Below are 24,190 nucleotides of genomic sequence, written 5' to 3' on the forward strand. Positions count from 1 at the left end.
TGGATCGACTACCGCCGCCGCCCGGTTCATGCATTGATGCTGATCAATCCGACGCTGGCTTTGCCGGCAGCCGGCCGATCAGCGCATTGCGCCAAGCCGGCGGCAGCCCCCCGACCAGGCGCGCCATGAGATAGAGCGGCAGCGGGTAGGCAACGCGCAACCGCCCGCGCGAGATGCCCGACAGCGTCCGCCGCGCCGCCTCTTCCGCATCCATCAGGAACGGCATCGGGAACGGGTTGCGGGCGGTCATCGGCGTGCGGATGTAGCCCGGGCAGACAGCATGCAGGCGGATCCCCCGCATGCGCTCGGCCGCATCCAGCGCCTCCGCCCAGCGCTGCACCGCCGACTTCGAGGCGCAATAGGCCGGCGCGCCCGGCGCCGCGACGAAGGCGGCGAGCGAGGCGACCACCGCCACCCGTCCGCGCAGCCCGTCCGGCCCCGGCGGCTGTTCCGCCATCGCCGCGATCGCCGGCAGTGCGGTGTTCAGCACGCCGGTGACGTTGGTGGCGAAGATCCGCTGCGCCTGCGCCGCCGGCTCGGTTGCTCCCCCGGTACCGCCGGAAACGCCCGCATTGGCGATCACGAGGTCCAGGCGCCCGGCGCCAGCGACCCACTCTGCCATGGCCGGCGCATCCGTCACGTCGAGCACCCGCGCCGCGACGCTGGCGCCGCGCGCACGGCAGGCGGCCTCGGTTGCCGCCAAGCGGGCCGCATCGCGGCCGGAGAGGTGCAGCGTCACACCCGGCGCCGCGCAAGCCTCCGCCAGTGCCCGCCCGAGGCCAGAGGAGGCGCCGGTGACCAGGACGCTCCGCCACGGCCATTTCGTCACCGCTTGCCCTCCCGCGCGCCAGGGAGGACAAACCGCCCGATGAGCACGCTTGCCTCCATGACCGGCTTCGCCCGCGAGAGCGGCACGCTGCCGGACGGTACCTCCTTCGTCTGGGAGTTGCGCAGCGTCAACGGGCGGGGGCTCGATCTCCGCCTGCGCGTCCCGAACGGGATGGATGCGCTGGAACCCGCGCTGCGCGAGGCCGCCGGCAAGCGGTTGAAGCGCGGCAATGTCTCCGCCAGCCTGACGCTGAAGCGCGAGGAGCGCGCGCCGCGGCTGACGCCGGACCCCGCCGCGCTGGACCAGGCCATCGCGCTCGCCACCAGCGTCGCGCAGCGGCTCGGCGCCCCGCCGCCGCGCGCCGAGGCGATCCTCGCCCTGCCCGGCGTGCTGCGCGCCGAGGCCGTCGAGCCCGACGAGGCGGCGGAGGAGGCGAAGCGGGCCGCGCTGCTCGCCGCCTTCGAGACGGCGCTCGCCGGCCTGTACGGCGCCCGCGCGCGCGAGGGTGCGCAGCTGGAGAAGATCCTCGGTGCGCTGCTCGACGAGATCGACACCCTGCGCGAAGCCTCCGCTGCCGAAGCCGCGAACCAGCCGGAAGCGCAACGCCAGCGGCTGATGGAAAATCTTGCGAAGCTGCTCGGCGAGGCCGATGCCCGCGCCCGCATTCCGGAGGAACGCCTGGCGCAGGAAGTGGCGATGCTCGCCCAGCGCTCCGATGTGCGCGAGGAGCTGGACCGGCTCGCCGCGCATGTGGCCGAGGCGCGACGGCTGCTGAAGGCCGGCGAGGCGGTGGGCCGCAAGCTGGAATTCCTCACCCAGGAGTTCGTGCGCGAGGCCAACACGCTGTGCTCCAAGAGCGCCAGCGTCGGCCTGACGCGACTCGGCCTGGAGCTGAAGGCGGCGATCGAGCGGCTGCGCGAGCAGGCGGCGAATGTGGAGTAGGTGAGTTGACGCGACGCGGTGTGTGCCTGGTGCTCGCTTCGGCGCCGGGCGTCGGCAAGACCAGCGTCTCCCGCGCCTTGCTGGAGATGGAGCCCGACCTCTCGCTCTCGATCAGCGCCACCACCCGCGCGCGCCGCCCCGGCGAGCTCGACAGCGTGCACTACTTCTTCCGCAGCGAGGCCGAGTTCGACGCCATGATCGCGCGCGGCGAGCTGCTGGAATATGCGCGCTTCCTCGACCGCTCCTACGGCACGCCGCGCGGCCCGGTGGAGCAGGCCCTCGCCGCCGGGCGCGACGTGCTGTTCGACATCGAGTGGCAGGGCCACCGCCAGTTGCGCGAGAAGCTGCCGGGCGACGTGGTCGGCGTGCATCTGCTGCCGCCCTCCATGGCCGAGCTCGAACGCCGGCTGCGCGGCCGTGCGCAGGAGAGCGAGGCGGAGATCGCACGCCGGCTGGACGTCGCGCGCACCGAGATCGCGCATTGGGCCGATTTCGACCATGTGGTGGTGAACCGCGACTTCGACCGCACCGTCGCCGAGGTGCGCGCCATCCTGCACGCCGCCCGCAGCAGCCGTGCGCGACAGCCCTGGCTGGCGGGCTTCGTGGACGGGTTGCTGAAGGGGTGACATCGGGCGCGCTTCCCCTCCCTCGCGTCGCGACGAGGCGCTGACATCCCGTGTCCGTCATCCTCGAAGTCGTCGCGCCGGTCTTCGCGCTGATCGCGCTCGGCTACCTCGCCATCCGCCGCCGCTTCATCGACGAGGCGGCGCTGAAGGGAATGACGCTCTTCGTCTTCGGCCTCGCCGCGCCGGCACTGCTCTTCGCCGGTGGCACCCGCCCGCATGAGGGCGGCGGCGGCGCGGCGGTGGCGCAGATCGGCGGCTCGGTCCTGGTCTATTTCGCCGTCGTCCTCCTCGCCCGCCGCGTGATGCGGCAGAGCCCGGCGGAGGCCGCGCTGTTCGGGCTTTCCTGCGTGTTCGGCAACTCGGTGATGATGGGCGTGCCGATCATCGTCGCCGCCTATGGCGAGGCCGGCGTGCCGCCGATGCTCGCCATCCTCGCGCTGCAGACCATCGCGCTGCTCGGCCTGGCGACGGTGATGACCGAGATCGGGCTGAACGCCGCCGCGCCGTGGAAGCAGCTGATCCGCGCGACGCTGACCGGCATCGGCCGCAACCCGGTGGTGCTCGCCGTCATTGCCGCGCTGCTGTGGAGCGCCCTCTCGCTGCCGGTGCCGGCGGTCGCGCGGCGCACGCTGGAATTCCTCGGCGGCGCCGCGCCGCCGCTGGCGCTGTTCTGCCTCGGCGGCGGGCTCGCCGGCATGTCGGCCGCGGCGATGTGGAAGGAGACGCTGGGCATCACCTTCGTGAAGCTGCTGCTGCTGCCCGCGGTGGTGGCGGCGATCGGGATCGCCATCGGCCTCCCGCCGATCGACATGGCGGTGGCGGTGACCATGGCCGCGATGCCGACCGGCGCCAACGCCTTCATCCTCGCGCGCCGCTACGCGACGGGGGCGGACCAGTCGGGCAGCGCCGTGGTGGTCTCCACCGCGCTGTCGGTGCTGACGCTCTCCGTGCTCATCGCTTGGTTCCGGGAGATGCTGCCATGACCCTTCGCGCGGCGCGCGAAACCATCGCGGTCATCGCGCCCGGCCGGGCGTAGGACGCCGAAGCCGGATCGCACGCCGGCGTGCAGGTGATCGTGGATGCGGGCGGCATCCTCGAAGTTGTGCGGGAACGCCCAACGATGGACGCTGAGCGCATCGCCGCGCCGTGTTTCGGGTCAAGCCGCGCGCCGGAGCATCTTCGCCGGCCGCGCCACTGCCGCAACCCGGGAAGCCTCGCGGCCTGCCCGATGTTCATGTCCGCATCCGCTGCGGACCGCCTGACCCCAGCGGCTCGCCCCGATGCAGGGCTTCCCATCGCGGGAGGGACGAGCATCGAACCCAGGCCACACTTCGGGCTTGACCTTCCCATCACGGGAAGCCCCACCCTCGGCGCAACCTCACACCGACCCGCGCCGTTGCGGGTCCTTCCGGGCAGCAGTCATGAGCGACAGCACGCATCACGGACACGGTCATCACGGGCACGGCCACTCCTCCAGGGAGGCGGAGCACGGGGGACACGTCACCGATCCCGTCTGCGGCATGAAGGTGGATCCCCACGCGACGCCCCACCGCGCCGAGCACGCCGGGCAGACCTTCCACTTCTGCTCGGCCGGCTGCCGGTCGAAATTCGTCGCCGACCCGGCGCGCTACCTCGGCGGGCCCGACGCGCCGAAGCGCCAGGCCGAGCCGGTGGCGCCGGGCACCATCTACACCTGCCCGATGCACCCCCAGATCCGCCAGATCGGCCCCGGCAGCTGCCCGATCTGCGGCATGGCACTCGAGCCGGAGATGGCCACCGCCGACGCCGGCCCTAACCCGGAGCTGGTGGACTTCACGCGGCGCTTCTGGATCGGGTTAGCGCTGACCCTCCCGGTCCTGGTGCTGGAGATGGGCGGGCACCTGCTCGGGCTCGACCACCTGATCGAGCGCTCCACCTCCAACTGGCTGCAGCTGCTGTTCGGCACGCCGGTGGTGCTGTGGGCGGGATGGCCGTTCTTCCAGCGCGGCTGGTTCTCGGTGGTGAACCGCAGCCTCAACATGTTCACCCTGATCGCGCTCGGCACCGGCGTGGCCTGGGTCTACAGCGTGGTCGCGACGCTTGCGCCCGGCGTCTTCCCGCCCGCCTTCCGCGGCCCGGACGGCTCGGTGGCCGTCTACTTCGAGGCGGCGGCGGTGATCGTTGTGCTGGTGCTCCTCGGGCAGATGCTGGAGCTGCGCGCGCGCGAGCGCACCGGCGGCGCGATCAAGGCCCTGCTCAACCTGGCGCCTGACATGGCACGCCGGATCCGTGAGGACGGCTCGGAGGAGGAGGTCCCGCTGGCGGCGGTGTCCGTCGGCGACCGCCTGCGCGTGCGCCCCGGCGACAAGGTGCCGCTCGACGGCGAGGTGCTGGAAGGCGGGAGCAATGTCGACGAGAGCATGGTCACCGGCGAGCCGGTGCCGGTGCGCAAGGAGCCGGGGGGGCGGGTGATCGGCGGCACGCTGAACGGCCAGGGCGCCTTCGTGATGCGTGCCGACCGCGTCGGGCAGGACACCGTGCTCTCGCGCATCGTGCAGATGGTGGCGCAGGCGCAGCGCAGCCAGGCGCCGATCCAGCGCATGGCGGACCGGGTGTCCGCCTGGTTCGTGCCGGCCGTCGTGGCGATCGCCGCCATCGCCTTCGTCGCCTGGCTGGTCTGGGGGCCCGACCCGCGGGCGGCCTACGCCATCGTCGCGGCGGTGACGGTGCTGATCATCGCCTGCCCCTGCGCGCTCGGGCTGGCGACGCCGATGTCGATCATGGTCGGCGTCGGCCGCGGCGCCCAGGCCGGCGTGCTCATCAAGAACGCCGCGGCGCTGGAGCGGCTCGAGGGCATCGACACGCTGGTGGTGGACAAGACCGGCACGCTGACCCAGGGGCGGCCCGAGGTGGTGGCGGTATCGCCCTCGGCAGGCTTCGCGGAGGGTGAGCTGCTGCGCCTCGCCGCCGGGCTCGAGCGGCCGAGCCAGCACCCGCTGGCCGAGGCGGTGGTGCGGGCGGCCGAGGCGCGTGGCCTTGCCGTGCCGGCGGTGGAGGGCTTCGACGCGCCTTCGGGGCGCGGGGTCACCGGCACGGTGGAGGGGCGCCGCGTCGCGGTCGGCAATGCCCGGCTGATGGCGGAGCTCTCGGTGGACACCGCCCCGCTCGCCGCCGAGGCCGAGCGGCTGCGCGCCGAGGGCGCGACCGCCTTCTTCGTCTCGGTGGACGGCCGGCCCGCCGGCATCGTCGCGGTCGCCGACCCGGTGAAGGAGACGACGCCGGCGGCGCTGGCGGGCCTCGCCGAGGCGGGCATCCGGGTGGTGATGCTGACCGGCGACAACCGCACCACGGCCGAGGCGGTGGCCAAGCGCCTCGGCATCGCCGAGGTGGAGGCGGAGGTGCTGCCGGAGGACAAGCAGCGCATCGTCGAGCGCCTCCGGGCCGAGGGTCGGCGCGTGGCGATGGCGGGCGACGGGGTGAACGACGCGCCGGCGCTCGCCGCAGCCGAGGTCGGCATCGCCATGGGCACGGGGACGGACGTGGCGATCGAGAGCGCGGGCGTGACGCTGCTCGGCGGCGACCTGACAGGCATCCTGCGCGCGCGCCGGCTCTCGCGGGCGGTGATGCGCAACATCCGCCAGAACCTGTTCTTCGCCTTCGCCTACAACGCCGCCGGCGTGCCGGTCGCCGCCGGGGTGCTGTATCCCGTCTTCGGCATCCTGCTCTCGCCGGTGATCGCGGCAGCGGCGATGGCGCTGTCGTCGGTCAGCGTGGTCGCCAACGCGCTCAGGCTGCGGGCCTCGAACGTCGGATGAGCGCGCTCATCGGCGCGCAGAAGGGCGCGCCGCCTGCTCCCGACGGCGAGGCAAGCTTCGGCCAGAGGCGATCCGCGAGCCGAACGGCGTTGCGAGGGTTTCGAGGGCATGGCGCAAGCGCGGTTCTGAATGCGGCGCGGACCGGGCGAGCCGCGGGGGCGGCGGGCGTCGCAATCCCTGATGCGGACGTCGACTCACCGGGTGACGGCTTGCATGGCTTTCACGGTCGGCATCGCTTCCACGGCCGACATCCGGCTCGAAGTCGGCGAAGCACGGAGACGCAGATGCGCTAGTCACCGGCCGCAACCACGCGGCGGAGCTGTCGATGCGGACCGCTCCTTTGCCCGCATCGACCTAGATGGTCACGTCGTCTCCGTAGTGCTCCTCCGTAGTGCTCCACGAGGGCCCGACGGACTGCGTCCGCCGCGCCGTCGTCGGACAGTCCGGGGACCGTGTATGTCCGCGCACCTCACGGGCACCGGACCGAGGACATGGTCCTCGGCCGCGCATCCACCTTGTGCTTCCCGAGCGGGAGCGCCGGGGCGCCCGCGAGGTTCGGCCGGGGCGCGTCAGCCTGCCACGCTGCCCGGTGCGGCGATGCTGGTCTGCGGGTAGTCGGACCAGTGCTGCTCGCCCTTCGGTGTCGCCGACTTCACCTCCTGGCTGCGGACGCGGCTGAGCTCCGCGTCCTTCTTCTGGACCTCTTCCATCGTGTGCTTCGTGCCTTGCGGCTTGTGCTCGACCTCGCCCTTGGTCTCCACGACGTGCTTGTGTGGATCCTCAACGTACTGCCACTGCTCGCCCTTGCCCCACGGGCCCTGGCCCTGGTTCCAGGGGCCGCGCGCATCGGCGCCGTTCGACATGTTGAAGTAGGTGTGGGTGTGCCGCGGATCGCCCTGCAGCACGCCGGGCGGGAAGTTCGGCTGGATCGTCTCGAGCGCCGCCTGGAACATCTTGAAGTGCGCGATCTCGCGCGTCATCAAGAAGCCGAGCGTGTCCTTTACCGCCGGGTCGTCGGTGAACTTCATCAGGTACTCGTAGACGATCTTCGCCCGGCTCTCGGCGGCAATGTCGGAGCGCAGATCCACCGTCAGGTCGCCATTGGCGTTCACATAGGAGCCCTGCCAGGGCACGCCCTGACTGTTGGTCAGCGCCGGCCCGCCGCCGGTCAGCACCAGGAATTGCGGGTTGAACAGCGCCTCGTGGATCAGCCGCTCCTTCTCGCCCGTGCCGCCGCTCATCAGCTTGGAGATGGGGTTGGCCTCGGCCGCTTCCCTCAGCGTCGAGATCGACTCGGTTCCGGCTGCGTCCTTCAGCTCGCCATTCACCCCGTCGAGCAGCATGGTGATGGTGGCGCCGACGATCTCGAGGTGGGAGAGCTCCTCGGTCGCGATGTCCATCAGCATGTCGTACTTGTCGGGGTATGGGCGGCGGGCGGCGAAAGCCTGCACGAAATACTGCATGGCCGCCTTCAGCTCTCCGTTCCCGCCGCCGAACTGTTCGAGCAGCAGTCTTGCGAAACGCGGATCGGGCCGACTGACCCGCGCGTTGAACTGCAGTTCCTTGGCATGATGGAACATGGCCGCAGGCCTCCTTCGTTCTGCCGCAGGCGGATCTGCTTGCGCCGACTCGGTGGCCAACGGGCGCCGCCTGCAAGGGTTGCCGCGCTGGGCGGATTGACCGGCCGGCACGATGCGGTCGGTCAGGGAGGTCAAGCGCTCCGTGGTCGCATGTTTCTGGGTTCTGACGGCGGTCGAAGGCGGCGATGCCTGGCCGATCTGCTCTGAGCGGAGCGCTGGTGGTCATGCGGGCAGACTCGTCCCGCATCAGGCGGCCGAGGCCTGCAGCAGAGCAAGGGTGCGCCGGAGATTGTAGGCGATGACGGCAAGGCGGACCTGCAGGCCCGCCTTGGCCAGCCCTCGCCATCGCATGCGTCGCAGGCCATAGCTGCGCTTCCAGGTCCCAAAGACCTTCTCGATCCGGCAGCGGACACGTTGGATGTCGTGGTTCCAGCGGCAGAGCTTGCGCGCCGTGTCGTCGCCAGGCCGGCCCCACATGCCCGTCGCGACGATCCTGGGCGTGCCTCCCTTGGCCCGTATTGCGGAGGCGAAGACCTCGCCACGATAGGCGCTGTCGGCATGGACGTCGCCCGGATCCTCGGGCAGGGCAGCACCCCCAGCACCGCCGTCATGGACGTTGCCGGGCGTCACCGCGAGTTCCTCCACGAGGACCGTGTCAGCATCGGCGCTCACATGCGCCTTGAAGCCGTGGATCGCCCTGCGCCGCTGATGAGCGGCCCGGGCCGCCTCGCCATCCGCGTGGCTGGCCGAGGCGATGAACGTCGCATCGATCAGCGTCCCGGTCTTCACCGTCACCGCCCTGGCCTCGAGCTGGCGGGTCACCTCCTCGAACAGCGCGCGATCCAGACCCCGCCTGACGAGTTCGCGCCGGAAGCGGACGAAGGCGGTGCGCTCGGGAGTGGCCTCGTGCGCGGCGAAGCCGCAGAAGCGGCGGAAGCTGGCACGGTCGTCCAGCGCCTCGGCGAGCCTCACGTCGGAGAGGTCGTGCCGGGTCGCCAGCAGCAGCGCCCGGAACAGCGCCAGCGGCGGCCAGCCGGGCTCGCCCTTCACCGCAGCCGAGACACCGGCAAGGGCACGCTCGATCTGAACCCAATCGAGCAGCGCGCCGATTCAGACAGCAACGACGCCGCCCGCGGCTCCTGCCGCGCAATGAGGTCCCCCTGGCCGATCGCCGCCGCGCCACAGCATCCTCCCCGTGTTCGATCCCACAAAAGAATCAGCATGAACACAGCTGCGCCCAGGTCTCGTAAGAGGCGATTCAGGCGGGCCTGTTGTCGGTACTCCTGCGGCCGAGGGCGCTGCGGAAGCGGTTGAGGAGCGGGAACGACACGCGGCCTCCGCCGGAGTGAGCCCGGGAGGGACCGTAGCGATGTCCGATTTCTGGAGAAGCTTACTGAAAGGGGAAACTGCCCCGCAGCATCAATTTACATCGATCAGCAGGCGGAGCACGCAGAGGTCAGCAGGCGGAGCGTGCACAGGATGTTATATTCTCTCTGTCGCACACTTCCGACCGCTGCAAACAAACACCGCTGCAAACAAACACCGCTGCAAACAAACACCGCTGCAAACAAACAAGGAGGGACGATCGTGCGCATCTCCAGTTTCGCTCTCGGCTGTGGGCTTGCCGTGACCATCAATGTCGGCGCTGCCTCCGCCCAGGCGCCGGAGCCGCCCGCACGAGCGGTGGAATTCTACCGAACTGCCTGCGCCCAGTGTCACGGCAACGACGGCAAGGGCGGCGGGCCGGTGGCCCACCTTCTCGCCACCAAGCCGTCCGACCTGACGACGCTCGCGCGGCGCAACAACGGCGCGTTCCCGTTCTTCCGCGTCGGCCAGATCATCGACGGGCGTGAGGACATCGCACTGCATGGCGGCCGCGAGATGCCGTTCTGGGGCGACATGTTCGGCTTCGAGGCGGGTGACCGTTTTGGCACGACCGTGCGCGAGGTCTATGTCCAGGGTCGCATCTACGAACTCGTCCTCTACCTGAACTCGATCCAGCAATAGGGACGCGCGAAGCGGGGTGGGTTGCCCTCGCCCCGATTGGAGCGGCCCCAAATTCGACCGGGCAGGCGGCGCAGCCGTGAGCGACCGTCTCGGTCGTCAAGCGGCGCGCCACCGGACGCCATCTCGGCAGGGTGGATGGCAGAGGTGCCGCAGTCACGCCCCCACGGTCATCGCCTGTCCAGGCAGGTGCAGCACGGCACGGAGCCCGCCATCGGCGGCACGCCCGAGATCGAGCCGGCCGCCATGCAGCGCCGCAAGGTCCGCGACGATCGCAAGGCCCAACCCGCTCCCGGGCACAGCTTCGTCAAGACGCACGCCGCGGCCCAGCGCAGCGTCCCGATCCCCGTCGGGCAGGCCCGGCCCGTCATCCGACACGGCGATGATCACCTCGCGTCCCGCTGCGGCCACGGATACCGTGATGCGGGAGCGCGCCCAGGTGCATGCATTCTCCATCAGGTTCCCGAGCATCTCCGTCAGGTCCTGCGGGTCCAGGCGCACGCGCAGCGCCGCATCGCCGCCCACCTCGATTGCGAGATGACGCTCCGCGAAGAGCCGCCGCAGCGCCCTTGCGACCTGCGTGGCCGCCTCCATCGGCACGGCCCCCGCGGCCGCGGAGGCGAGGGCCGCGGTCCTCGCGCGCGCCAGATGGTGGTGCACGAGCCGCTCCAGCGCCGCCGCCTCGCCCCGCGCGACGGGCAGGTCCGGCGCCGCGCCGTCCAGGGCATTCCGCAGGACCGCGAGTGGCGTCTTCAGCGCATGGGCGAGGTTGCCGACATGCGACCTGGCGCGCTCCACCGTCGCGCGGTTCGCGGCGACCAGCGCATCCAGTTCGGCGACGAGTGGCGCGATCTCCGAGGGCGCGTCGATCTCGAACGCCGCGCGCCGGCCCTCGCGGACCTCGACCAGGGCCCGGCGCACCCGTCGCAGCGGGGCGAGGCCGGCCACCACCGTCGCCACCACGCCGCCGACGAGGCCAAGGCCCAGCACCGCGAAGGTGACCAGCAGCGTGCGGCGCAGGCGCGCGATCTCGGCCTCCGTCTCCATGCGGGACAGCCCGACCGCGACATGCGCCGGCGCCGATGCACCGGGCAGCAGAAGGTCCCGTTCCGCGACGCGGAGCATCTCGCCACGTGGTCCCGAGGCATCGCGCAGCAGCACGCCGTCATGGCCCGTCGCCGCAGCGGGAAGCACTTGGTCCCACAGGGAGCGGGAGGTCTTCACCGATCCATCGGGCGCCGTCACCTGCCAGTAGGCACCGCTGAAAGGGCGCTCGAAATCCGCGCCCGCAGGCGCACGCGAGAGCACGATCCCGCCATCGGCATCGGTCGCCGCCACGGCCACGGCGGCGTCGAGAAGCGCGGCGAGGCGCCCGTCGAAAGCCGCCTCAACTTGGTGCACGGCGATGTCGGCGACGAACCAGGCGGCGGCGCCGAGCCCGGCCGCCACCCACAACCCCGCCGCCAGGGCGAGCCGCAGCGCGAGGGACCGCGGCCACCTCATCCGGCCGAGAGCCTGTAGCCCTGGCCGCGGATCGTCTCGATGAAGCCATCGCCGAGCTTCCTGCGCAGCCGTCCCACGACGACCTCGAGCGTGTTGCTGTCACGGTCGAAATCCTGCGCATAGAGGTGCTCGGTCAGCTCGGTCTTGGACACCACCTGCCCTGCATGCAGTGCAAGGTAGGCGAGCAGCCGGTACTCCAGCCCGGTCAGCTTCACGCCGGCGCCGTCCAACAGCACGCGCTGCGCGGCGGTGTCCACGACAAGGCGGCCGAGCGCGATCTCGGGCCGGCTCCGCCCATGCGCGCGGCGTACCAGCGCCTGCACGCGCGCGACCAGCTCGGCCATCACGAAGGGCTTGGCGAGGTAGTCGTCCGCCCCGGCGTTCAGGCCCGCGACCTTCTCGGTCCAGCCATCGCGCGCGGTCAGGATCAGCACCGGCATGTCGCGGCCCGCCGCGCGCCAGCGCCGCAGCACCGTCAGCCCGTCCAGCACGGGCAGGCCGAGATCGAGGACGACCGCATCATAGGGCTCGGTGTCGCCGAGGAAGTGGCCCTCCTCGCCATCCGCGGCCTGGTCGGCGACGAAGCCGGCATCGCGAAGCGCGTCCGCCACCTGTCGTGCCAGCGCGACATGGTCCTCGACGACAAGGACGCGCATCAGCGCCGCTCCTGCACCGGCCCGCGGGCGCGCAACAGGGCGCCGGTCGCGGCGTCGAGCTTCAGCTCGAAGACGCGGCCGGATGGCGGGAGGAGCGTGATTTCGTAGATCCAGCGGCCATCGTCGCGCTCCAACTCGGTCTCAATGACGCGGCCGACGTAGCGCCGCTCGACCTCCGCCAGCAGCTCCGCGAGCGGGCGGATCTCGCCGGCAGCGAGCGCGGCGCGGGCACGCTCATGGTCGCGCCGGTCATCGGCCCGAACCGGCAGCGCGGGGAGCAGGAGCAACGGCAGTAGCAGGAGAGCACGACGCATCGAGAAAGGCTCGCAGGGGCAAGCTGAACGCTGGCTGAACGGACGGCTCAGCGGCGGTTCAGGTGCGGGGCAGGAGACTGCCCCTCATTGCGGATGTCCCGCAATGCAGACCTGTTGGAGATTTCCCGATGACGCGCTTCCTTCCTGCCGGCGCCCTGGCCCTTGCCATCGCCGCCGCCCTTCCCCTCGCCCCGGCCATGGCGTCGGCCGACGACAACCGCGATGGGCGCCGCACCGAGGAGCGCCGCGGCGCGGAGCGCGAGGCCCTGGCCCGCGCGGCGGTGGACGCCGCCGGCGCGGCGGCGGCGGTCCGCGCCGCCGGCTACGGTCCCGTGCGCAGCATCGAGTGGGAGCGTGGCGCCTGGGAGGTGAAGTCGACGACCGCCGAGGGCCGGCGCGTCGAACTGCGTGTGGATGCCGCCACCGGCGCCGTCACCCGCCGCGACCGCTGATCGGAGGACCCGCAGGATGGCGACGAATGTCGAGGTGCGGCCCTGTGGCGCGACGGCACGCGCCATCCATTGGGGCACTGCACTGCTGGTGCTGTCGGCCTGGGTGGTCGGCAGCACCATGGAGGAGTTCCCGCGCGGCGGCAGCCGCGACCTGGCCATGCAGGTGCACTACAGCCTCGGTGTCCTCGTGCTCGGCTTCGCGGCGCTGCGCGTCGCCTGGCGAACGGTTGCGCCGCCGCCACGCACCGAGGCACCTGGCTGGCAGCGCCTGGCAGCTACCGCGATGCATCTGGCGCTGCTCGGCCTGACGGTTGCGCTGCCGCTGAGCGGGCTTTTCGATCGCTGGGCGCGTGGCAGGGCGGTGACGGTGCTTGGCGGGCTGCCGCTGCCCGCGCCGATGCCCATCCCCGGCCGCCGGCTGTGGGGGGAGGCCCATGAGGTGCTGGCCAACCTGCTGCTGGCGGCGATCGCGCTGCATGTGGCGGCAGCGCTCTGGCACCACTTCGTGCTCAGGGACGGATCCCTGGCGCGGATGCTGCCCTGGCTGCGCGGCCGGTCGATCATGCCGCCCGGCTCCTGATAGGATCGCAGGGGCCTGCCACCTGCCTGCCCTGCGCGCGCCATTGCGCCCGACGCCGCCAGCGGCGCGGGCGCCGTGGTGCGATAGCCGATGAGGGACTCGTCCGGATGCGATCGCTCCTTGCCACGCTCGGCGGCGCCCGCCGCCGCTTCGACAGCCTGTCCGCGCAGGAGATCCTCGCGCTCGCCATCGCCTCGGAGGAGGAGGATGGCCGCATCTACGCGCTCTATGCGAGCCGGCTGCGCGAGAGCTACCCCGCCTCGGCCGAGGTCTTCGACGCCATGGCCGCCGAGGAGAACGACCACCGCCGTCGGCTGATCGACCTCTATCGTGCCCGCTACAGCGACCTGATCCTGCCGATCCGGCGGGAGCATGTCGCCGACTTCTACTGGCGCAAGCCGGTCTGGTTGATCGAGAACCTGGGCCTCGATCGGATCCGGGAAGAGGCCCGCATCATGGAGCGGGATGCACAGGCCTTCTACGCCGCCGCCGCCGCCCGCAGCACGGATGCCGAGGTGCGCCGCCTGCTCGGCGACCTCGAGGCGGCGGAGGCGCAGCACGAGAAGGGGGCGGACGCGCTGATCGCGGACCGTCTGGGCGGCGGCGCCGGCGCCGAGGAGGACAGCGTCGCCCGGCGGCAATTCGTGCTGACCTGGGTGCAGCCTGGCCTGGCTGGCCTCATGGACGGATCGGTGTCCACCCTGGCGCCGATCTTCGCGACGGCCTTCGCGACGCAGGACCCCTGGACGACCTTCCTGGTCGGCCTGTCGGCCTCGCTCGGGGCCGGGATTTCCATGGGCTTCACCGAGGCCGCGCATGACGATGGCAAGCTCTCAGGCCGGGGCGCACCGTGGAAGCGGGGCCTCGCTTCGGGCGTGATGACGGCGATCGGCGGGCTCGGCCACGCGCTGCCTTACCTGATCCCGTCCTTCTGGACGGCGACCGCCATCGCTCTCGTGGTCGTCTTCGTCGAGCTATGGGCGATCGTCTGGATCCAGAACCGCTACATGGAGACGCCGATCGGGCGCGCCATGTTCCAGATCCTGCTGGGCGGCGGGCTTGTGCTGGCCACCGGAATCCTGATCGGGGGGGCGTAGCCCGTTCGGACGGATGGCCGGTGTGCCCGCCCGCAGCAGGGCCCGCAGTGGTCGGCTTCGCCCGGCGCATGGCGCCTGTCGGGGCGGCCGCGACGGTTCGAATCCCGGCGCACTCCCTCCGCCGTTGCGCTCCGCAGCGGGGTCTGCGCCGAGGGGTGCCGAGCCGCGAGGCGCAGGCGGTCGCGCTGCTACCAGCCAGGGTTGCCGGCCGATGCCGGGCCTGGAACGCTCGCGGCCGGGTCATGCCGTGGGAGAGCTTGCGATGCGCCTCGAGGGTCGGCGGATACTCATTACCGGTGGGGCGTCCGGCATCGGACTGGAAACCGCGAGGATGTTTCTCGCGGAGGGCGCACGCGTCGCGCTGTTGGACCTGGAGGGCGCACAAGCCGCGGCGGCCGGGCTCGGACCAGGCGCGATCGGCATCACCGCAGACGTGGTCGATGAGGCCGCGGTTCGCCGGGCGACGGCAGAGGCGGCGGAGGCGCTCGGCGGCCTGGACGGCGTGGTGAACTCCGCGGGGATAAGTCTCTGGCGCCCCCTCGAGGAGACAAGCTTCGAGGACTGGCGGCGCATTCACGCCGTCGATCTCGACGGGCCTTTCCTTGTCAGCCGGGCGGCGATCCCGCTGCTGCGGGCGGCAGGCGGTGGCACGATCGTGAATCTCGCCTCTGGCGCCGGGCTGCGGCCGCTGCCGAATCTCGGTGCATATTGCTCCGCCAAGGCGGGTCTCGTCATGCTGACGCGCAGCCTCGCGCTCGAACTCGCGGGCGAGCAAATCCGCGTGAATGCCGTGGCCCCCGGGCCCATACACACGCCGATGCTCGAACGAACACTGTCCCGCGCTGCAGATCGCCACGCGAAGATGCAGGAGTTCATCGCGCGGGTCGGCATGCGGCGCCTGGGCAGTCCAGAGGAGATCGCTCGCGCGATCCTGTTCCTGAGCTGTGCAGACAGCTCCTTCACCACAGGCGCGATACTCGAGGCCGATGGCGGCCGCGTGCAGGTCTGAGGCGCTGGCGGCACGAAACATCGCGGGGTGACGCTGACCGCGGGACAAGGTTAGCATGCTGAGCAAGCCGCGGAAAAAAACCGAAAGCGGCAACAACAACGGAGGAACGTCTGGCATGAGGATCAGGGCCATACTCTGCGCGCTCGCATTCGCGGGCACCTTCGCCGTTGCAGCCATGGGTTCAGCGGCTGCGCAGCAGCAGCAGCGGCCGCTCAGGCTCGTGATGAACACCGAGCTGCAGGTGCTCGACCCGATCGTCACCACGTCCGTCGTGACGCGCGCCTTCGGCTTCATGGTCTGGGACACCCTTGTCGCGCCGGACAGCCAGGGCGTCATGCGCCCGCAGATGCTGGAGGGCTGGCAGGTCAGCGACGACCGCCTGACCTGGACCTTCAAGCTGCGTCCCGGGCTCGAGTGGCACGACGGCACGCCCGTGACGGCGGAGGACTGCGTGGCCTCCATCCGCCGCTGGGGCGACAAGGACGGGCTTGGCCGGCAGCTCATGGCCGCCACGCGCGGCCTCAGGGCAGTTGACCAGTCCACCTTCGTGCTGGAGCTGAACCGTCCCTTCGCCCAGGTGCTGGAAGCACTGGGCAAGACTGCGACGCTGGTGCCCTTCATGATGCCGGCACGCATTGCCTCCACGCCGTCCGGCACGCAGATCCAGGAGATCATCGGGTCGGGGCCCTTCATCTTCCGCCGCGAGGAATGGCGCGCAGGCGACCGCGTGGTGTTCCATCGCAACCCGCGCTATCGCCCGCGCCAGGAACCCGCCGATGGACTGGCGGGCGGCAAGGTCGTGCATTTCGATCGCGTCGAGTTCGTGAGCATCCCCGACCACTCCACCAAGTATTCCGCGCTGCAGGCAGGCGAGATCGACTACCTGGAGCGCGCACCGCTGGACTTCATCGAGGTCATGCGCGCCGACCGCAACCTGGTGGTGACGAAAGGGCTCGGCGGTGGGCAGATCATGGGCGTGCTGACGCTGAACCACACGCAGCCGCCCTTCGACGATGTGCGCATCCGCCGCGCGCTGCAGCAGGCGGTGCTGCAGCGCGACGTCGTCGCTGCGACCGGCCTGCCGGCAGACATGGTTCAGGAGCGGTGCCTCACCTTCTACATGTGCGGCGCACTCTACGAGACCACAGCCGGCACCGAGGCGTTCCGCAATCCGGACATGGAGCGGGCCCGCGCCCTGCTGCGCGAGGCCGGCTACAACAACGAGCCCGTCGTGGTGCTGCATGCGAGCGACTCCGCGGTGATCAACCCGATCGCCCTGGTGGCGATCGACCAGATGCGGCGCGCAGGGTTCAACCTCGACATCCGCTCGACGGATTGGAGCACGGTGGCGCAGCAGCGCATGAAGCGCGAGCCTGTCGCCGATGGCGGCTGGAGTGTCACGCCCATCGTCTGGACCGGCTTCGACATGGAGAATCCCATGACCAACCCGGTCATGGTCTACAACTGCGCCAATGTGTACCCGGGCTGGTGGTGCGACGAGGGCCAGGTGCCGCTGCTCCGGCAGTTCTCGGAGGAAACCGACCTGGCCAGGCGGCGCGAGATCGCGGCGCAGCTTCAGGCGCGGGCGCATGAGAATGTCTCTGTCGTCCTGCTCGGCCAGTTCGCAAGCCCGGCCGCCTACCGCGCCGAGTTGCATGGCGTCCTGGAGGTCGGCTTCCCCGTGCTGTGGAACATCCAGCGAGTGGCACGCTGAGCCATGGCCGAGCGCTGGGCCATCGTCACCGGGGCGGCGGGCGGTATCGGATCCGCCGTCTGCCGCCAGCTCGCGGCGCAGGGGCTCGGCGTGCTGATGCTCGACATGCAGGAGGCCCCGCTTGCGGCCGCGGCCGAGCGGGTGCGCGCAGGCGGAGGGCGCGCGGAGACGATGGTGGCCGACGCCACCGGTTCCGCTTCGCCCGAGGAAGCGGTGGCGCGCGTTGCGCAACTCGGGCGCCTGGATGCGCTCGTGAACCTGGCCGGCGGCTCCGGCCCGCGCCCGGTGCAGCGCATCGAGGAACTCGATGACGAACTCTGGGAGCATGTCGTCGCACTGAACCTGACCAGCGCGTTCCGCTTCTGCCGCGCGGTCGTGCCGGCCATGCGTGCACAGGGCTACGGCAGGCTGGTCAACACCTCGTCGACCGCTGCGCGCGGCCGGAAGGGGCCGGTCACCACGCAGGGCGCCCGGCTCGCCTACGCCACCGCGAAGGCCGCGCTGCTCGGCTTCACCGCCCAGCTTGCGAAGGACGAGGCGGCGCACGGCATCACGGTGAACGCCGTGATGCCGGCGTTGATCCTCGCCGAGCAGGGCAGCCGCATCCGCGAGCGCTTCGAGGCACTGCCGGCCGAGGCGAGGCAGGCGATGCTGCGCGATTTCCCGACCGGCCGCGCCGGCGAGGCGGAGGAGGTCGCCGCCGTGATCGGCTTCCTCTGCTCCGAGGCGGCGAGCTACGTCTCCGGCGTGGCGTTGCCGGTGGACGGGGCGTTCCTGTAGTCCACATGGAGGCGACGCGCAGATGAACCATGCAGCCGGTCCAGAGGACCGCATACCTGTCCTGGACCTGGCCCCCTTCCTCGCCGGCGAGCCTGGCGCCCTGCCGGATCTGGCGCGCCACGTGGCGCGCACCTGCGAGGACACCGGCTTCCTGGTGGTGGCCAACCACGGGATTCCACAGGAGCTGATCGCAGAGTGTTTCGCCGAGGCAGCGCGGTTCTTCGACCTGGAGATGGAGCGCAAGCTCGCATTGAAGGTCGGCGAGCTGAACATCGGCTACCTGCCGAAGGGCGCGCAGACGATCCGCACCTCGACGGTGCACGCGAACCGCAAGCCGAACCTGAACGAGAGCTTCTACATCGTCCGCGACCGCGCGCCGGATGACCCGGACATCCTGGCAGGCAAGCCCTTCGTCGGCCTGAACCGCTGGCCGGAAGCCCTGCCGGAATTCCGCGCGGCGACGACCGCCTATTTCCAGGCGATGCAGGGGTTGGCGCACCGCATGCTGCCGGTCTTCGCCACCGCGCTCGGCCTGCCCCGCGACCACTTCGACGCCGACTTCCGCGACCCGACCTGCACGCTGCGCCTGATCCGCTATGATCCGCAGCCCAGGCAGGCGGAGGACCAGTTCGGCTTCGCACCGCACATCGACACGAACTTCACGACCTATCTCGCCCAGTCGAGGCTGCCGGGCCTCGAGGTGCGGACGCGGGAGGGGACTTGGATCCGCCCTCCGGCCATTCCCGGTACCTTCGTGGTCAACACAGGGGAGATGCTCGGGCGCTATTCCAATGATCGCTTCGCGCCCACGCCGCACCGCGTCGTGAATGCCAGCGATCAGGCGCGCTATGCGATCCCGTTCTTCTACGGCCCGGACGACGATGCGATCATCCGCGTCGTGCCGACATGCACGGGCCCCGGCAATCCGCCGCGCTACGAGCCCCTGCTCTACGCCGATCACCGCCGACGGCTGAACCGCACGAATTTCGAGCACCGCCAGGGCGGCAAGCCCGAGGCGGGATAACACCCGCTCCGAGAGTTGGCGTCAGCTCAGGCTGCCGGAGTGGTCCTGCCAGATGCTCGGCTCGAGGCGCAGATGGGTCGCGGCGGGGTAGGTCGCGTCCCAATGAGCCGCGCATTCGGCGCCAGTCGGATTCCACAGCCCCTGGAAGCCGGCGATGTGACCGAGGAAGTCGTCGAGCAACTGCAGCCGGTGGCTCCAGCCGATGTGCTGCGGGTGCAGCGTCATGTGGAAGTGCCGGCCGCGCCGATACTGCGCCTCGAACTCCCAGCGCCAGTTGCGGGCGAGCGCGTCCGGGTTCTCCAGCCCGGTCCCTTTCGCCGGGAACATGCAGAAGAACTGGTCGTCGAAGTGATAGTAGTAGGGCAGCACCAGGATGCTGCGGCGGGCCGCGAAGTCCGTGACCCAGCGGTGCGGCACATCGTCCGCCAGGCCGTTGCCCATATAGGCGTAGCCCTGCGCGATGAGCAGATCCATCGTATGCGGGCTGATGCCGCCGCCGGCGAAGCGGTCCCCCTGCCGCGGCAGCGAGAACCAGCCGGATGGCCTGCGGCCGGCGACCTCCGCCAGGATCTCCGTGGTTCGCCGGAGGCGCGCCTCCTCCTCCCTCCGGTCGAGCGTGCTCACGTCTTCCTGCCGGAAGCCATGCGCGGCGATCTCGTGGCCCTCGCTGGCGAGCGTGCGCAGGCGCGGCCCGAGGATTCGCGCCATCGCCGCCGGCATCGCAAAGGTCGCGCGGGTGCGGTGGCGCGCCAGTACCTCCAGCAACCGGTCCAGGCCTTCATGCATGGCGAAATGTGCCACTGGGGTGGCGAGGTCCGCCGCCTGGATGCCCTGCGGGTCCGCCGCGAGGCCGAGGTCCACCGTCACGCCGACGCAGCAGCGCGCGCCCTCCGGCCAGCTTATCTCCGCATCCGGAAGGCTCTGCTCGTCGGAAATCGTGTAGCCGTCCTTCCAGGGCATCGACGCGCTCCTTCCCCGTCCTCAGTTCCAGCCGCCGCGGGGCGGGTGCTTGTCCAGGCAGTGCCGCGCCACCGCCTCGCAGGTCGGGAACCAGACTCCCGGCAGCTCCTTCATCCGCGTGATCAGCCGGTCGAGCATGGCGATGCGCAATGCGCGGCCGGAGACGAAGGGATGCAGGCAGATGTTCAGGTAGCCGCCGGCGCCCCGCGCGTGCTGCTGACGGAAGGCGTCCCACCAGAGGTCCAGCACGCGTTCCGGATCGGCCATGCGCTGTGCGGAGGTGTCCGTGCCCATCCAGGCGAAGCTGAAATACATCGCGTCGTCGATGGCGTAGTGGAAGGGCAGGTTCACCATGCAGTTGCCGCCATCCGCGTCACGCAGGTAGTGCGGCCGGTGATCGGCCGAGCCGTTGGAGCGGTAGAGGTAGCCGAGCTCGCGCAGCAGGCCGTGGCTGTGGTAGCTGCGCGTGCCGGCCGGGCGGCGGCCTGTGAGCGTCTCCAGCGCGGCAGTGGAGCGCTGCAGGTGGTCGCGCTCCAGCTCGGCTTCCTTCGGGACGCGGTGCTCCCACATGTGATCGGCGATCTCGTGTCCGCTGCGCTGTGCGGCGACGACCGCGCGCGGGTAGAGCTCGCAGATGCGGCCGGGCGTGAAGATCGTCGCCTTCACGCCGTGCCCGTCGAACAGCTCGATCAGGCGCCAGATGCCGACGCGCCCGCCGAACTCGCCCTTCGCGAGCTGCATCGGCGGCTCGTTCATCAGGCGCCGCAGCAGCATCGCATCGAAATCGGCCGTGAAATTCACGGCAATCCGCGCGCCTTCGGGCCAGGCGAGATCGGGGATGGGCTCGTGCCGGGCCTCGTACCGCGCGGCGGCATCGGCGAGTTCGGCGAGCTCTCGGTCCAGGTCGTCCGGCATCGCCGATGGATCCCTCTCATTCGCGACGTGCAGCGCATGCTTCCACCGGCCGCGAGGATAGCACAAGTGCGCTCCTGCGCTCGACAGGCCTGGACACGTCCGCGCAGTCGCCGCTGAATGCCAGGAGCCGAGGGAGGAAAGCGGATCATGCCAGGTTACTCGCCACACACGTTCAAGGCGCTGAGCTTCCACGACGCAACGCCGCGTTTCGCCGACGGCACGGACACGCCAAGGGCCTATCTGGAGCGCTGCCTGGAGACGATCGCGGAACGCGAGCCCGTGGTGCGGGCCTGGGTCGTGATGAACGAGGCGGGCGCGCGCGAGGCGGCGGATGCGAGCACGGCGCGCTGGAAGGCAGGCAAGCCGCTCTCCGCCATCGATGGCCTGCCCATCGGCATCAAGGACCTGCTGGAGACGCGGGACATGCCAACGCAGATGGGCTGCGACGCCTATCGCGGCAACTTCCCGGTGCGCGACAATGCCGGCGTCTGGGCGCTGCGCGAGGCGGGCGCGGTCGTGCTCGGCAAGACCGTGACGACCGAGCTCGGTGGCACGCATCCCGGTCCGACCACGAACCCCTTCAATCCGTCGCACACCCCTGGCGGCTCCTCCTCCGGCTCGGCCGCCGTCGTCGCCGCGCGCATGGTACCAGCGGCGATCGGCACGCAGGTCGGCGGCTCCATCATCCGGCCAGCGAGCTATTGCGGCAATGTCGCGCTCAAGCCGACGCAGGGCGCGATCAACCGTGGCGAGCGCCAGGCGACCAGCATGAGCACGCATGGTGTGCATGCCGGCTGCATCGAGGACATGTGGCAGGTCGCGATCGAGGTCGCGCGGCGCGCGGGCGGCGATCCGGGCCGCCTCGGCCTGTTTGGCCCGATGGCGCCGCCGCCGGCGCGACGCCCGCTCACCTTGGCGGTGATGGAGACCGAGGGCTGGCCTGCCCTGGACAGCGACAGCCGAACGGCCTTCGAGCAGGTGGTCGAGCAGCTGCGCAGCCAGGGCATGACGGTGCTGCGCCGCAGCGACCACCATCTCCTCGAATCATTCGAGCGTGCCATCGACGGAGCCCAGGCGCTGGCCAATGCCGTCACGGGCTGGGAGAATCACTGGTCGATCCGCAACCTGGTTGCCCAAAAGCCCGAGGGTGTCAGCGCCCGGACCAAGGCGGTGCTGAAGGCGGCGGAGCGGATGACGCCGGAGGATTACCGCGCCCGGCTGATGCAGCGCGAGGAGGTGCGTCGTCGGCATGAGGCACTGGCGCCGCTGGTGGACGCGCTGATCGCGCCGGCATCGCCAGGGCCGGCGCCGGTCTGGACCGGCGAGACCCCGGGCCAGCCGCCCGCCGGTCGTCCGACCGGCGATTCGGTTTTCAACAGCCCGAGTTCGATCCTGGGTGCTCCCGCGGTCACGACGCCGCTGACCGCCGTGCGCGGCCTGCCGATGGGGATCCAGCTCGTCGGACAGCCGCATACAGATGCCGGTATCACCGCGATCGCACGGTGGATGATGGAGACCGTCGAGCGCGTGGTTGTCTGAACCAGGTGCTCCCTGCGCCGACGGCGCGCGGGAAGTTCTGTCCGCCGATTCCTTCCCGGCGGCTTTTCGCCTGGGCGACGCACGCCGTGCGACACGCCCTCTATCCGACAGCCAGGCGCTCGAATTGGCATCGCCAATCAGGCTCATTTTCAAGCAGGGAACCTCGGTCGTTCAGCCCAGAGAATTTCGTTCCCTGGTTCCTGCCGCTGTCGGAAAGGGAACCGACGCCAACCACTCCCTGGCGGCACGCTCATGCGGGGCGGAGAGAAGACCGTCGCGGGACCGAGCACCTATGGCCCGGCCCGCCCGGCGGGCCCGCGGAACCATCGCGCCAGGCTTAGGGCGCAGGCGGCCAATGCCAGGCCCGCGGCAGCCTCGATGCAGACCGTGGCGGCATCATGCGGACGGAGCTGAAAGATCGCCGCTGCGGTGACGGTCCCGAGGCTCTGCCCTGACTGGCGCGCGGTCGCCTGCATCCCGCCGGCACCGCCGCTGCGATGCAGCGGTGCGGAGATCAGGATCGCGCGCGCATTTGGTGTCTGGAACAGGCCGAAGCCGACGCCGCAGGCTGCGATGCTGAGTATCGCGACGCCATACGGAGGCGCGTCGGCAATGCGCGACAGCAGCATGAGCGCGACGCAGAGCAGTCCCGAGCCCGCCGCGCACAGCACCGCCGTGTCAAGCCGGTCGGCCAGCCGCCCCGCGACCGGCGCCAGCGCGCCGACGGCCAGTGGCCACCATAGCAGCAGCGCCCCGCTCTCTGCCGGCCCGATCTGCCAGACCGTGAGCATCAGGAAAGGCAGCGCGATCAGCGCCAGCATCTGTGCCGCGAAGCCCGCAACCGATCCGGCGATCGCAACCCCCATCGATGGCAGGGCAAGCAGGTCGAGCGGCAAGAGGGGATAGGGCTGGGACCGCTGGTGTCGCACCAGCGCCGTGGCCGCGACGGCTGCCGCCACAAAAGTGCCCAGGGCAACAAGCGGGACCGCCGGAAGCCTGTCGGCACCGATGAAAAAGAACCCGAAGGCCAGGGCGCTCAGCACCGCGCCGACCCTGTCGAACGGCCGGGGTGCGCCAGCGATGCGCGGCAACGCCGCCATGCCGAGGCCGCCCGCCAGAAGCGCGAGCGGCAACGTCACCGCGAACAGCCAGTGCCAGGACCCGACCGAAAGGATCAGCGCGCCCAGCCCCGGCCCGAGTGTGCCTGACAGGGCGACGACCAGTGCATTCAGGCCGATCGCGCGGCCCAGGCCGCCGGCCGGGAAGCTGTGGCGCAACAGCGCGCCATTGACGCTCATTACGCCCGCGGCCGCGATGCCCTGGAGAGCGCGCGCGATGACGAGCACGGCGAGCGATTGAGACAGCGCACAGACCAGGGAAGCGAGCGCCACGCCCACCAGCCCCGCCAGGAAAACCCGACGGTATCCCAGGATCTCGCCAAGCGCCGCGCTGGGCAACAGCGAGATGAGCAGGGCGAGCTGGTAGGCGGTGACGACCCAGACCACTTGCGCCGGCGGGACGCCCAATTCCACGGCCATGATTGGCAGACCGAGGTTGACGATCGAGCCAAGCAGCACGGACATCGCCACAGCCAGCAGCACGGCCGCTGCGGCGACATGGCGTCGGGGCAAGGGCAGACCAGGCCAGTCGGCGCCGCCAGCTCCGCTTGTGGGGTCTTGATGTCGCGACGCGGAACCGTCGTTCGCCATTGTCCATCCTTCTCGGACGGCGATGCTACCTCACCGGATGGGGAATGGCGTAGCGAGCCTCCTTTGAACGGAAGCGCAGCTGGTTCACGAGGCGATGGCTTTCTCCGAAGATGGTTGGCGCGCCCGAGCCCTGTAAGGTGAACGGCCCCGCTGGTTGGAAAGA

General features: G+C 70.8%; 22 protein-coding genes. 13 read left to right on the plus strand and 9 right to left on the minus strand.

Translation table 11 applies throughout. The features are described 5' to 3' along the window. Positions 1-43: 43 nt before the first annotated feature. Positions 44-829 (minus strand): SDR family NAD(P)-dependent oxidoreductase, encoded by a 786-nt coding sequence (locus tag ACESM1_RS21670; protein ID WP_372623293.1) that lies wholly within the window; start codon positions 827-829, stop codon positions 44-46. Between the two features lie 39 nt (positions 830-868). Here ACESM1_RS21670 and ACESM1_RS21675 point away from each other — a divergent pair, with 39 nt between their 5' ends. The 4 genes from ACESM1_RS21675 to ACESM1_RS21690 all read left to right on the plus strand — a co-directional run bounded on the left by ACESM1_RS21675 (position 869) and on the right by ACESM1_RS21690 (position 6,191). After that, complete coding sequence (locus ACESM1_RS21675; protein ID WP_372623294.1) at positions 869-1,771, plus strand: YicC/YloC family endoribonuclease; 903 nt, start codon at positions 869-871, stop codon at positions 1,769-1,771. A 5-nt stretch (positions 1,772-1,776) separates the two neighbouring features. Next, positions 1,777-2,397, plus strand: a complete 621-nt coding sequence (gene gmk / locus ACESM1_RS21680; protein ID WP_372623295.1) for a guanylate kinase — start codon at positions 1,777-1,779, stop codon at positions 2,395-2,397. A gap of 50 nt (positions 2,398-2,447) precedes the next feature. After that, positions 2,448-3,380: an AEC family transporter gene (locus tag ACESM1_RS21685; protein WP_372623296.1), complete on the plus strand. Its 933-nt coding sequence runs from the start codon at positions 2,448-2,450 to the stop codon at positions 3,378-3,380. Positions 3,381-3,818: 438 nt separating this feature from the next. After that, entirely contained in the window at positions 3,819-6,191 is a 2,373-nt protein-coding gene (locus tag ACESM1_RS21690; protein WP_372623297.1) for a heavy metal translocating P-type ATPase, read from the plus strand. 569 nt (positions 6,192-6,760) lie between these two features. On the opposite strand, the gene ACESM1_RS21695 is transcribed toward ACESM1_RS21690, so the two are convergent. Both ACESM1_RS21695 and ACESM1_RS21700 read right to left on the minus strand, forming a co-directional pair. After that, positions 6,761-7,771: a manganese catalase family protein gene (locus ACESM1_RS21695; protein WP_372623298.1), complete on the minus strand. Its 1,011-nt coding sequence runs from the start codon at positions 7,769-7,771 to the stop codon at positions 6,761-6,763. A 246-nt stretch (positions 7,772-8,017) separates the two neighbouring features. After that, positions 8,018-8,821, minus strand: a complete 804-nt coding sequence (locus ACESM1_RS21700; protein ID WP_372623299.1) for an IS5 family transposase — start codon at positions 8,819-8,821, stop codon at positions 8,018-8,020. Between the two features lie 537 nt (positions 8,822-9,358). On the opposite strand from ACESM1_RS21700, the gene ACESM1_RS21705 reads away from it, so the two are divergent. After that, on the plus strand, positions 9,359-9,778 hold the full coding sequence (locus tag ACESM1_RS21705; RefSeq protein ID WP_372623300.1) for a c-type cytochrome: 420 nt from the start codon (positions 9,359-9,361) through the stop codon (positions 9,776-9,778). A gap of 153 nt (positions 9,779-9,931) precedes the next feature. Here ACESM1_RS21705 and ACESM1_RS21710 read toward each other — a convergent pair whose 3' ends face one another. Genes ACESM1_RS21710 through ACESM1_RS21720 form a run of 3 tightly spaced genes read right to left on the minus strand, consistent with a single transcriptional unit; the run spans position 9,932 to position 12,221 of the window. Further along, the gene (locus tag ACESM1_RS21710) at positions 9,932-11,278 is read right to left on the minus strand and encodes a sensor histidine kinase (RefSeq protein ID WP_372623301.1); all 1,347 of its coding nucleotides are present in this window, start codon (positions 11,276-11,278) and stop codon (positions 9,932-9,934) included. Continuing rightward, a complete protein-coding gene (locus tag ACESM1_RS21715) occupies positions 11,275-11,934 on the minus strand; it encodes a response regulator transcription factor (RefSeq protein ID WP_372623302.1) in 660 nt (219 codons plus the stop codon). Before ACESM1_RS21715 ends, ACESM1_RS21710 begins: the two co-directional genes overlap by 4 nt. Beyond that, positions 11,934-12,221 (minus strand): PepSY domain-containing protein, encoded by a 288-nt coding sequence (locus ACESM1_RS21720; protein WP_372623303.1) that lies wholly within the window; start codon positions 12,219-12,221, stop codon positions 11,934-11,936. The genes ACESM1_RS21715 and ACESM1_RS21720 overlap by 1 nt, the downstream gene beginning before the upstream one ends. Before the next feature lie 155 nt (positions 12,222-12,376). Between ACESM1_RS21720 and ACESM1_RS21725 the strand changes: the two genes are divergently transcribed. The 7 genes from ACESM1_RS21725 (at position 12,377) to ACESM1_RS21755 (ending at position 18,904) form a co-directional block, all read left to right on the plus strand. Further along, positions 12,377-12,700 carry a PepSY domain-containing protein gene (locus tag ACESM1_RS21725; protein WP_372623304.1) on the plus strand — a complete coding sequence of 108 codons (324 nt, stop codon included), beginning with the start codon at positions 12,377-12,379 and terminating at the stop codon, positions 12,698-12,700. A 16-nt stretch (positions 12,701-12,716) separates the two neighbouring features. Then, positions 12,717-13,280 (plus strand): cytochrome b, encoded by a 564-nt coding sequence (locus ACESM1_RS21730; protein WP_372623305.1) that lies wholly within the window; start codon positions 12,717-12,719, stop codon positions 13,278-13,280. A gap of 107 nt (positions 13,281-13,387) precedes the next feature. After that, on the plus strand, positions 13,388-14,377 hold the full coding sequence (gene mbfA, locus ACESM1_RS21735) for an iron exporter MbfA (RefSeq protein WP_372623306.1): 990 nt from the start codon (positions 13,388-13,390) through the stop codon (positions 14,375-14,377). A 262-nt stretch (positions 14,378-14,639) separates the two neighbouring features. Beyond that, positions 14,640-15,386 carry an SDR family NAD(P)-dependent oxidoreductase gene (locus ACESM1_RS21740; RefSeq protein ID WP_372623307.1) on the plus strand — a complete coding sequence of 249 codons (747 nt, stop codon included), beginning with the start codon at positions 14,640-14,642 and terminating at the stop codon, positions 15,384-15,386. A 115-nt stretch (positions 15,387-15,501) separates the two neighbouring features. Next, positions 15,502-17,100 carry an ABC transporter substrate-binding protein gene (locus ACESM1_RS21745; protein WP_372623308.1) on the plus strand — a complete coding sequence of 533 codons (1,599 nt, stop codon included), beginning with the start codon at positions 15,502-15,504 and terminating at the stop codon, positions 17,098-17,100. 3 nt (positions 17,101-17,103) lie between these two features. Next, complete coding sequence (locus ACESM1_RS21750) at positions 17,104-17,880, plus strand: SDR family NAD(P)-dependent oxidoreductase (protein ID WP_372623309.1); 777 nt, start codon at positions 17,104-17,106, stop codon at positions 17,878-17,880. A gap of 22 nt (positions 17,881-17,902) precedes the next feature. Next, a complete protein-coding gene (locus ACESM1_RS21755; RefSeq protein ID WP_372623310.1) occupies positions 17,903-18,904 on the plus strand; it encodes an isopenicillin N synthase family dioxygenase in 1,002 nt (333 codons plus the stop codon). Between the two features lie 21 nt (positions 18,905-18,925). Here ACESM1_RS21755 and ACESM1_RS21760 read toward each other — a convergent pair whose 3' ends face one another. After that, entirely contained in the window at positions 18,926-19,864 is a 939-nt protein-coding gene (locus ACESM1_RS21760; RefSeq protein WP_372623311.1) for a polysaccharide deacetylase family protein, read from the minus strand. A 21-nt stretch (positions 19,865-19,885) separates the two neighbouring features. Beyond that, positions 19,886-20,779, minus strand: a complete 894-nt coding sequence (locus ACESM1_RS21765; RefSeq protein ID WP_372623312.1) for a polysaccharide deacetylase family protein — start codon at positions 20,777-20,779, stop codon at positions 19,886-19,888. Positions 20,780-20,926: 147 nt separating this feature from the next. Between ACESM1_RS21765 and ACESM1_RS21770 the strand changes: the two genes are divergently transcribed. After that, positions 20,927-22,318, plus strand: coding sequence for an amidase (locus ACESM1_RS21770; protein ID WP_372623313.1), 1,392 nt, complete (start codon positions 20,927-20,929; stop codon positions 22,316-22,318). A gap of 290 nt (positions 22,319-22,608) precedes the next feature. Here ACESM1_RS21770 and ACESM1_RS21775 read toward each other — a convergent pair whose 3' ends face one another. Next, positions 22,609-24,027, minus strand: coding sequence for an MFS transporter (locus ACESM1_RS21775; protein ID WP_372623314.1), 1,419 nt, complete (start codon positions 24,025-24,027; stop codon positions 22,609-22,611). Between the last annotated feature and the right edge of the window lie 163 nt (positions 24,028-24,190).

It is taken from the genome of Falsiroseomonas sp. (assembly GCF_041690465.1).
GTDB lineage: Bacteria > Pseudomonadota > Alphaproteobacteria > Acetobacterales > Acetobacteraceae > Falsiroseomonas.

Coding starts and splice junctions, on each gene's coding strand:
- ACESM1_RS21675 (WP_372623294.1), top strand. CDS start 869: ATGAGCACGCTTGCCTCCATGACCGGCTTCGCCCGCGAGAGCGGCACG.
- ACESM1_RS21690 (WP_372623297.1), top strand. CDS start 3,819: ATGAGCGACAGCACGCATCACGGACACGGTCATCACGGGCACGGCCAC.
- ACESM1_RS21695 (WP_372623298.1), bottom strand. CDS start 7,771: ATGTTCCATCATGCCAAGGAACTGCAGTTCAACGCGCGGGTCAGTCGG.
- ACESM1_RS21710 (WP_372623301.1), bottom strand. CDS start 11,278: ATGAGGTGGCCGCGGTCCCTCGCGCTGCGGCTCGCCCTGGCGGCGGGG.
- ACESM1_RS21715 (WP_372623302.1), bottom strand. CDS start 11,934: ATGCGCGTCCTTGTCGTCGAGGACCATGTCGCGCTGGCACGACAGGTG.
- ACESM1_RS21725 (WP_372623304.1), top strand. CDS start 12,377: ATGACGCGCTTCCTTCCTGCCGGCGCCCTGGCCCTTGCCATCGCCGCC.
- ACESM1_RS21730 (WP_372623305.1), top strand. CDS start 12,717: ATGGCGACGAATGTCGAGGTGCGGCCCTGTGGCGCGACGGCACGCGCC.
- mbfA (WP_372623306.1), top strand. CDS start 13,388: ATGCGATCGCTCCTTGCCACGCTCGGCGGCGCCCGCCGCCGCTTCGAC.
- ACESM1_RS21740 (WP_372623307.1), top strand. CDS start 14,640: ATGCGCCTCGAGGGTCGGCGGATACTCATTACCGGTGGGGCGTCCGGC.
- ACESM1_RS21745 (WP_372623308.1), top strand. CDS start 15,502: ATGAGGATCAGGGCCATACTCTGCGCGCTCGCATTCGCGGGCACCTTC.
- ACESM1_RS21750 (WP_372623309.1), top strand. CDS start 17,104: ATGGCCGAGCGCTGGGCCATCGTCACCGGGGCGGCGGGCGGTATCGGA.
- ACESM1_RS21755 (WP_372623310.1), top strand. CDS start 17,903: ATGAACCATGCAGCCGGTCCAGAGGACCGCATACCTGTCCTGGACCTG.
- ACESM1_RS21760 (WP_372623311.1), bottom strand. CDS start 19,864: ATGCCCTGGAAGGACGGCTACACGATTTCCGACGAGCAGAGCCTTCCG.
- ACESM1_RS21765 (WP_372623312.1), bottom strand. CDS start 20,779: ATGCCGGACGACCTGGACCGAGAGCTCGCCGAACTCGCCGATGCCGCC.
- ACESM1_RS21770 (WP_372623313.1), top strand. CDS start 20,927: ATGCCAGGTTACTCGCCACACACGTTCAAGGCGCTGAGCTTCCACGAC.
- ACESM1_RS21775 (WP_372623314.1), bottom strand. CDS start 24,027: ATGGCGAACGACGGTTCCGCGTCGCGACATCAAGACCCCACAAGCGGA.